This is a genomic window from Burkholderia guangdongensis (assembly GCF_013403875.1).
Taxonomy (GTDB): Bacteria; Pseudomonadota; Gammaproteobacteria; order Burkholderiales; family Burkholderiaceae; genus Burkholderia; species Burkholderia guangdongensis.
The window spans coordinates 112797-120913 of the sequence record NZ_JACBNX010000019.1; the positions used below are offsets into that span (position 1 = coordinate 112797).

At 66.1% G+C, this 8117-nt stretch carries 8 protein-coding genes; 3 read left to right on the plus strand and 5 right to left on the minus strand.

The genetic code is table 11. The annotated features are described in order from the left end of the window. Nucleotides 1-8 precede the first annotated feature (8 nt). Complete coding sequence (locus HZI36_RS19300; protein WP_179404252.1) at nt 9-653, plus strand: cysteine hydrolase family protein; 645 nt, start codon at nt 9-11, stop codon at nt 651-653. A gap of 3 nt (nt 654-656) precedes the next feature. Here HZI36_RS19300 and HZI36_RS19305 read toward each other — a convergent pair whose 3' ends face one another. After that, complete coding sequence (locus tag HZI36_RS19305; protein WP_179404253.1) at nt 657-1778, minus strand: succinylglutamate desuccinylase/aspartoacylase family protein; 1122 nt, start codon at nt 1776-1778, stop codon at nt 657-659. Nucleotides 1779-1866: 88 nt separating this feature from the next. Then, entirely contained in the window at nt 1867-3189 is a 1323-nt protein-coding gene (locus tag HZI36_RS19310) for a type I glutamate--ammonia ligase (RefSeq protein WP_179404254.1), read from the minus strand. A 163-nt stretch (nt 3190-3352) separates the two neighbouring features. On the opposite strand from HZI36_RS19310, the gene HZI36_RS19315 reads away from it, so the two are divergent. After that, nucleotides 3353-4192: a MurR/RpiR family transcriptional regulator gene (locus HZI36_RS19315; protein WP_179404255.1), complete on the plus strand. Its 840-nt coding sequence runs from the start codon at nt 3353-3355 to the stop codon at nt 4190-4192. Between the two features lie 53 nt (nt 4193-4245). Here the strand turns inward: HZI36_RS19315 and HZI36_RS19320 are convergent, their stop codons facing one another. From HZI36_RS19320 to HZI36_RS19330, 3 genes are all read right to left on the minus strand, one after another. Beyond that, the gene (locus tag HZI36_RS19320; protein ID WP_179404256.1) at nt 4246-5340 is read right to left on the minus strand and encodes a polyamine ABC transporter substrate-binding protein; all 1095 of its coding nucleotides are present in this window, start codon (nt 5338-5340) and stop codon (nt 4246-4248) included. Between the two features lie 26 nt (nt 5341-5366). Continuing rightward, a complete protein-coding gene (aguA, locus tag HZI36_RS19325; RefSeq protein ID WP_179404257.1) occupies nt 5367-6473 on the minus strand; it encodes an agmatine deiminase in 1107 nt (368 codons plus the stop codon). Between the two features lie 89 nt (nt 6474-6562). After that, entirely contained in the window at nt 6563-7483 is a 921-nt protein-coding gene (locus HZI36_RS19330; protein ID WP_179404258.1) for a LysR substrate-binding domain-containing protein, read from the minus strand. 425 nt (nt 7484-7908) lie between these two features. Between HZI36_RS19330 and HZI36_RS19335 the strand changes: the two genes are divergently transcribed. Further along, nucleotides 7909-8117: ATP-binding cassette domain-containing protein (locus HZI36_RS19335; RefSeq protein ID WP_179404259.1), on the plus strand; the 209-nt coding region annotated here is incomplete at its 3' end.

Below are 8117 nucleotides of genomic sequence, written 5' to 3' on the forward strand. Positions count from 1 at the left end.
AGAAATCGATGAAGCGTATCGTTCCCGTCGTCGCGGACGGCCTGACCCGCACGAGCAAGCTCGAGCCCGCGCGCACCGCGCTGCTCGTCGTCGACGTGCAGAACTCGGAGATCGCCGATGACGTGCGCGCCGAGCATCCCGACTACCATCGGCAGGTGACCGACACGGTGCTGCCGAACATCGCGCGGCTGATCGCCGCGTGCCGCGCGTCGGGCGCGGAAGTGATCTACACGACGATCGAGAGCCTGACGAAGGACGGCCGCGACCGCTCGCTCGATCACAAGCTGTCCGGGATTCTCGTGAAGAAAGGTTCGTGGGAGGCGAAGGTGATCGACGCGGTCGCGCCCGGCGACGACGACATCGTGTTGCCGAAGACGTCGTCCGGCGTGTTCAACTCGACGACGCTCGACTACGTGCTGCGCAACATCGGGATCGACGGCGTGATCGTCGTCGGGATGCTGACCGACCAGTGCGTCGACATGGCGGTGCGCGATGGCGCGGATCGCGGCTACTTCATGGTGTGCGCGAGCGACGCGTGCGCGACGCATACGCAGGCGCGCCACGATCATGCGCTGTCGGCGTTCGGCGGGTACTGCCGGCTGTCGACGACCGACGCGCTCGTCGCGGAGCTGACGGGCGCGTCGCCGGTCTAGTCTTTATAGCGACCAGAGATTGCCGGTGCGGATCGGCACGCTGCCGGCGATATACGCGAGGTCCATCCCCGGCCACGCGAAGCGGCGGTTCTGCCGCGCGAACAGCACGCCGGCGGTCGATGCGCAATGGCGCTTCACCTCGCCGTTGACCGCGTCGACGACGTCGACGACGGGCTCCCCGGCCGCGAGCCGCTGGCCGACTTCCGCGAGGTAGACGATCACGCCCGGGCGATCCGCGTGGATCACTTCGGTCGCGTCGAGCGCGGTCGCTTCGTGCGTCAGGTCCGGCACGCGGACGCGCTCCGCGCCGTCGACGAAGCCGCGCAGCCGCAGATAGTCGACGATCGCCCGCGCGTCGGCCTTCGCCTGATCGTGATTCACATCGAGCTGGCCGCGCAGCTCGACCGTCGTCGACACGACGGGCGACGGCAGCGGATGCGCGGGGAAGTGCTTCTGAAGCGCGCTCCAGAAGCCGTACGCAACCTCGTCGAACGCGTGGGTCGGCTGTGCTTCGGCATGAATCGTCGCGTGCGCGCCGAGCAGAGCGGACAGCGGCATCACGTCGGCGACCGTATCCGGTTGCGTGAACACGTGCAGCACCGATTCGCAATCGCAGTGCAGATCGATCACGAGATCGGCATCGCACGCGAGCCCGAGCAGGATCTTGCGCAGCGCGTGCACCGGGCGTTTCGCGTTGAGTTTCGCGATGCATTGCACGAGCGCCGCGCGCGCGGCGCGCACGTTCGCGGCGGCATCGTCGGTCAGCGTATCCGCGAGCGCGGCGGCGACCGTCTCGGCGAGCATCGGGAACGACCGGTTGAAGTTCTCGCCCGATGCCAGATCGAACCGGCCGACCGCATAGCTGAGCAGGGTCTGGTCGAGACCGATCGGATTGCAGACCGGCACGAGCACGACTTCGCCGAGCAGATGCCCGCCGTGCTCGAGATCCCGCAGCGCGTCGCGCAGGTAATGCGCGACGAGCAGCCCCGGAATCTCCGATGCATGCAGGCCGGCCTGGATATAGGCCTTCGGGCCGCCCGCCGTGCGCGTGCCGAAGCTCAGGCTCGTGACCTGACGCTGCGTGCCGGGCGGCAGGCCTTCGATGACGTGGTTGTGTAGGTTCATCGCGTGACAAAAAAACGAGGTCGTTCGATGCGTGGCGGCATCGAACGGCCGGGGTTGAAACCGAAGCGTGGAGCGCGAAGCCGCCGCGTCAATAGATGCGCGCGTAGTCGCGGCAGATCGCCTGATCGTCCTTGTCGGCCATCGCGTGGAGCTCGCTTTCCTTGATGCGTTCGTAGCAGCCGATGAGCCGCGGATCGAGCGTCGCGCGCAGCACGTCGTCGCGGCCGAACGCGGCCATCGCCGCGGCGAGATCGCCAGGCAGCACGCTCATCCCGTACCTTTCGTATTCGGCTTCGGGGATCGTGCCCGGCTCGACGTTGACGAGCGCGGGCAGCGTGCGGCGCGTGCGCAGCCCGTCGATCCCGGCCGCGAGCAGCGCGCCGAGCGCGAGATACGGCGACGCGAGCGCATCGGCGGGCCGATATTCGATGTTCGCCTGACGCGCGGGATCCGCGCCGTTCGTCGCATTGATCGGCGCGATGCGCAGCGACGCCTCGCGATTGCGGTCGCCGACGCACGCATACGCGGCGGTCCAGCTATGCGGACGCAGCCGCTGATACGACACGACGCCGGGCGCGGTCAGCGCGGTCAGCGCCGGCAGATGCGCGTGGATGCCGGCCGTGAACTGGCTCGCGAGCTCGGACAATCCGCCGGGCCGGCGCGAGTCGTACGTGAGCGGCTGGCCGTCGGCGCTCCACAGCGACAGATGGATGTGCACGCCGTTCGTGCCGGCGTTGTTCGCGAGCTTCGGCGAGAACGACACCTGCCGGCCATGCCGGCGGCAGATCTCGCGCACGACCTCCCGCACCGACACCGCGCGATCCGCCGCGCGCAGCGCGTCGGCCGGACGGCACGTGACTTCGAACTGGCGCGGCGCGTATTCGGCCAGACACATCTCGGGCTCGATGCCGGCCTCGTCGAGCGCTTCGTGGATGTCGGTGCAGAGCCGCTCCTCGCTGCGCGCGGCCGCGAGCGAGAACGGCGGCGGCGGGTTCTCGATGTCGGTCACCATGAACTCGTGCTCGAACGACGCGACCACCCGCAGGCCCAGCCGGTCGAGCGCGGCGATCTGCTGTTTCAGGTAATGGCGCGGGCAGGCTTCCCACGGCGCGCCGTCGAGCGTGACGATGTCGGACAGGAAGTAATGCAGCGGGCTGGTGCCGTCCGCGCCGCTGACGAACACCTCGGCGTCGCGGTCGGGCATCAGCAGCAGATCGCCGACGGGCCCCCACGGGTTGTCGGTGATCTCGCCGAACGGGTTCAGGCCGATGTTCGCCGGCACCCAGCCGACGCCCTTCGACAGCTGCGACGCGAGCCGCTCGCGCGCCATCCCGCGGCCGCGCGTGATGCCGACGTAGTCCTGACAGACGAAATGCACGAGCCCGGGGATGTTGCCTCTTTGATCAGTCATGGTTTCTCGACGTTTACAATCGCTGCACGAAACAGGAAGCCAGTGCCGGACCGCTCGCATCGAGACCGTGCATCGGGTATGCTGCATTGGCATGAATCGATGATTGCATGCAGCAAATTTACTGTCAATCTGAAACAAAATATTCATTCCCGAGAACGCGAAGATGACGGCGGACACTTCCCTGCGTCAGTTGATGCAGCAAGCCCAGGCGACGTTTACGGCGAGCGAGCGCAAGCTCGCGCGGCTGTTGATCGGCGGCAATCCGACGATGGCGCTCAGCACCGTGCAGGATGTGGCGGAGAAGGCGGGCGTCAGCGCGGCGACGGTCGTGCGGTTCGCGATGAAGCTCGGCTTCAGCGGCTATGCGGATTTTCAGCGGGCGCTGATCGCCGAACTGCAGTCGATGGTCACGTCGCCGCTGTCGCTGCTCGAGAGCGCGCCCGCGAAGCAGGAGCGTTCGTTCGGGCACGTGGTGGCCGGGCAGGTCGACGTGGCGGTGGCCGACATGCCGGGGATCGACGCGGTCGTCGAGATCCTGGCCGACAAGCGGCGGCGGATCTATCTGCGCGGCGGGCGCTTCAGCCATTTTCTCGCCGGCTATGCGCACGCGCATCTGCGGCAAATGCGGCCGAACGCCGTGCTGCTGCCGCAGGATCGGGAGAGCAGCCTCGATGCGACGCTCGACATCCAGAGCCGCGACGTCGTCGTGCTGTTCGACTTCCGCCGCTATCAGGACGACACGATCGTGCTCGGCCGCGACTGGGCCGCGAACGGCGCGACGATCGTCCTGTTCACCGATCGCTGGCTGTCGCCGGCGACCGAATATGCGCAGCACATCTTCATCAGCGACGTCGGCAATCCGTCGGCGTTCGACACGATGGTGCCGGCGGTCGCGCAGGTCGAATACCTGCTGTCGCGGTTGCTCGACGCGCTCGGCGACCGCGCGGCCGACCGGTTCCGGCAGCTCGAGGCGATCCGGGCGGCGTCGGCGGTCAGGGGGTAACGGGTAGGCAGGCGTGAGGGCGCGGGGGCGCGGGGGCGCGCCCCGCAGCGCGGTCAGATTCCCGACTTCAGCTGGCTCCACAGCCGGTGCTCGAGCCGCAGGATGTCGGCGGGCATCGGTTGCAGCGGGAACAGCGTCTTCATTACCGATGCCGGCGGATAGATCGTCGGATCGTTCCTGAGTTCCGGCTTCACGTATTGGCGCGCGGCGAGGTTCGCGGTCGGGTAGTAGACCTTGTTCGTGATTCCCGCGTTGATCTCCGGATTCTCGATGAAGTTGATCCACGCGAGCGCGGCGGCCGGGTCCGGCGCATCCTTCGGAATCCCCATGATGTCGAAGCCGACCGGCGCGCCGCTCTTCGGAATCACGTAGTCGATCTTGTACGACTTGTGCGCGTCGAGCGTGCGATGCTTCGCGATGTTCACGTCGCCGGAGTAGCCGAGCGCGATGCAGATGTCGCCGTTCGCGAGATCGTTGATGTAGCCGGACGAGTTGAACTGCGCGATGTACGGGCGGATCTGCTTCAGCACGTCGAACGCGGCCTGATAGTCGGCGGGGTTCTTGCTCGCGGGATCCTTGTGCAGATAGTGCAGCACCTCGGGCAGCACGTCGGTCGGCTCGTCGAGCACCGACACGCCGCAGCTCTTCAGCTTCGCCGCGTTCTTCGGATCGAGCAGCAGGCTCCAGTCGTCGAGCGGCGCGTCGTTGCCGAGTGCCGCCTTCACCTTGTCGACGTTCACGCCGAGGCCGATCGTCACCCATGCCCACGGAATGCCGTACTGCGTGCCCGGATCGGTGCTCTGCACCATCGCCATGATCGCCGGGTCGAGATTCGCGAGGTTCGGCAGCTTCGACTTGTCGAGCTTCTGGAAGATGCCGGCCTGGATCTGCCTGGCCATGAAGTTCGCGGACGGCACGACGACGTCGTAGCCGGTGCTGCCCGCGAGCAGCTTCGTCTGCAGCGTGTCGTTGCTGTCGTAGTTGTCGTACTTGACCTTGATGCCGGTTGCCGCTTCGAAGCGGGCGATCGTATCGTCGCCGATATAGTCGGACCAGTTGTAGACGTTGAGAACTTCGCCGGCGTTCGCGGCGACGCAGCCCGCACCGAGCAGGCAGCAGATCAGGGTCGTGCGTAGCGTGTTTTGCATGATTCGCTCCGGATGATGTCAGTACATCAACGCATCTGCGCGGCGTATTGCGGCGACGTGATGCACGCGATGTTGCCGCCGCCGAGCAGGATTTCCCGCGTGTTCGGAATGCCGATGATCTTGTGTTTCGGGAACAGTTCCGCGAGCAGGCGCTGCGCGGGCAGATCGTTCGGATCCCCGAACTCCGGCACGACCACGACGCTGTTGCCGACGTAGTAGTTGATGTACGACGCGCAGATCTGCGTGCCCGCGACACGCGCCATCGCGGCGTCGCCGTGGTCGAGGCCGGCGGCTTCCTCCGCGGTCCACACGAGCGGCGCCGGCGCCTGCATCTTGTGGATCGTCAGCTTGCGGCCCTTCGCGTCGGTGGTGGCGCGGAGAATTTCGTAGGCTTCCTGATAGATCTCGTACTGCGGGTCGGACGCGTCGTCGGTCCACTGCAGCACGACTTCGCCGGGGCGCGAGAAGCACGCGAGATCGTCGATGTGGCCGTCGGTCTCGTCGAATTTGCAGCCGCGCGGCAACCAGATCACCTTCGTCGCGCCGAGATAGTCGAGCAGCAGCTGCGTGAGCGCTTCCTTGCCGAGATGGCCGTTGCGGTTCGCGTTGAGCAGGCATTGCTCGGTCGTCAGCACGGTGCCTTCGCCGTCGCACTGGATTCCGCCCATCTCCGCGATGAACGGCGTGCGATAGCGGTCGGTGCGCTCGGCTTCGAGGATCTTTTGCGCAATCTGGTCGTCCTTGTCCCACGGGAAGTAGATGCCGCCGTTCAGGCCGCCGTACGCGTTGAATTGAAAGTCGACGCCGCGCACGGCGCCGTGATCGTTCAGCAGCCACGCGGGGCCGCTGTCGCGGAACCAAGAATCGTTGACCGTCATTTCGAGCACGCGGATGTGCGAGGGCAGCATCGCGCGCGCATTCGCGTACTGGCTCGACGACGCGCAGATCGTGACGGGATCGCTCTCGGCGATCGCGGTCGCGATGTCGACCCACACCTTCTGCGCGGGCTTGCCGCCGTTGCGCCAGACGTCGGGTCGCTCGGGCCAGCCGAGCCAGCAGCCGGCCTTCGGCTCGAATTCGCCGGGGCAGCGGAAACTGTCGTGGCGGGGAAGGGTCGTCAGGGTACGGGCCATGCAATCGCTCCATCGATCAGGGGATGTGCCGGCAATTCACCGGCACGCATGGCCACATCGTAGGTTGAGTTTTATTGACGAACCATTGATCAATTCTCGTCGATCGGTGAATCGAATTCACAGATGTAAGGGGCGAGCCCGGCGAACTGCATGAACGCCGCGAGCCGATGTTCGTGACGCTTGCGGCGCTCGGCGACGAGGTAGTAGTGGCCGGGCGACGGCACCGACATCGGGAACGGGCGGATCAGCCGGCCGCTCTTCAGCTCGTCGCCGGCGGTCAGCACGTCCGAGAGGCAGACGCCGGACTTCTGCAGCGCCGCCTCGATCGCGATGCCCGAATGCGCGAAGTGCAGATTGCGCGCGGGCGCGGGCAGCGCGGCCGCATGGATGCCGAGCCACGTTGCCCAGGTCTTGCCGTCCTGATCGTCGTGCAGCAGGCAGTAGCGCACGAGATCGGCGGGGCTCTGCAGGCCGTTCGGCTCTTCGACGAGGCTCGGATGGCAGACCGGAAAGAACTCGATCGCGCGGAACGGCACGACCCGGTAGCGGGTCCAGTCGCTATCGCCCATCGAGTAGAGGATCGTCAGGTCCGCGGCCGGATTGATCTCGTTCGAATCGCTGTCGTGCACGAGCAGATGCACGGTGAGGCCCGGGTAGCGCTGCGAGAACTCGCCGATCACGCGCGGGAAGAAGCGATGCGCGAGCTCGGCCGGCGCGGAGATCTTCAGCGAGCCGCGCATGCCCGGATGCGCGGCGTCGCTGCACGCCTCGGCCATCATGTCGAGCGCCTGGCGGACCGAATGCAGCAGACGCAGGCCCGCGTCGGTGAGCTGCACCTGGCGGCCCTGCTTCTCGAACAACGGCACCTTCAATGTTTCTTCGAGCGCGCGCACCTGATGGCTGATCGCGCTGTGCGTGACGCACAGCTCGTCGGCCGCGCGGCCGAAGTGGCGATGGCGCGCGGCCGCCTCGAAGGCCCGGAGCGCGCTGAGTGGGGGCAGTTTCCGCATGAATGGGCGTTGCGCAGAAGCGCGATGGGATAATGATCGACCTGGCGTCACGGCCGGCGCGAAGCGCGATCATTCTAATCGGCCTCCGGATCGATGAATGCATCGGCGCGCGTCGCGACGGTCGCATCGATGTATCGCCGACCAAAATGGCGACCGACCCTGTCTGATCGACCCATCCGTCGCCGACGATGTATCGATCCCGTTCAATGTCAGAAACCGAAATTTGAGATCCAACTTCTTTTTGGAAAGGTTAAAAAAGCGCCTGGAGACATAAAGAAGGGATGAAAGTCAAATGAAATACGAGGCAATCTAGTGGTTGCGCGACCGCGCGCACGACACGCACGCGGTCCGCGACGTATCGCAGCGCTTCCCGCGCTTTCTCGACAGGCATGCCCGCCTGGGATTCGAACACAAACGGTTAAATCATGAATTCGGCGCCTTCAATCCATCACGCCACGCCGGGCCGATCAGCGGCCCCTTCCGGCAACAAGACGGACGCGTTCGTCCGCATCGAAAACGTGGTCAAGAAATTCGGCGACAGCACGGCCGTGGACAACGTGAACCTGACGATCATGAAGAACGAGCTGTTCGCGCTGCTGGGCAGTTCGGGCTGCGGGAAGTCGACGCTGCTGCG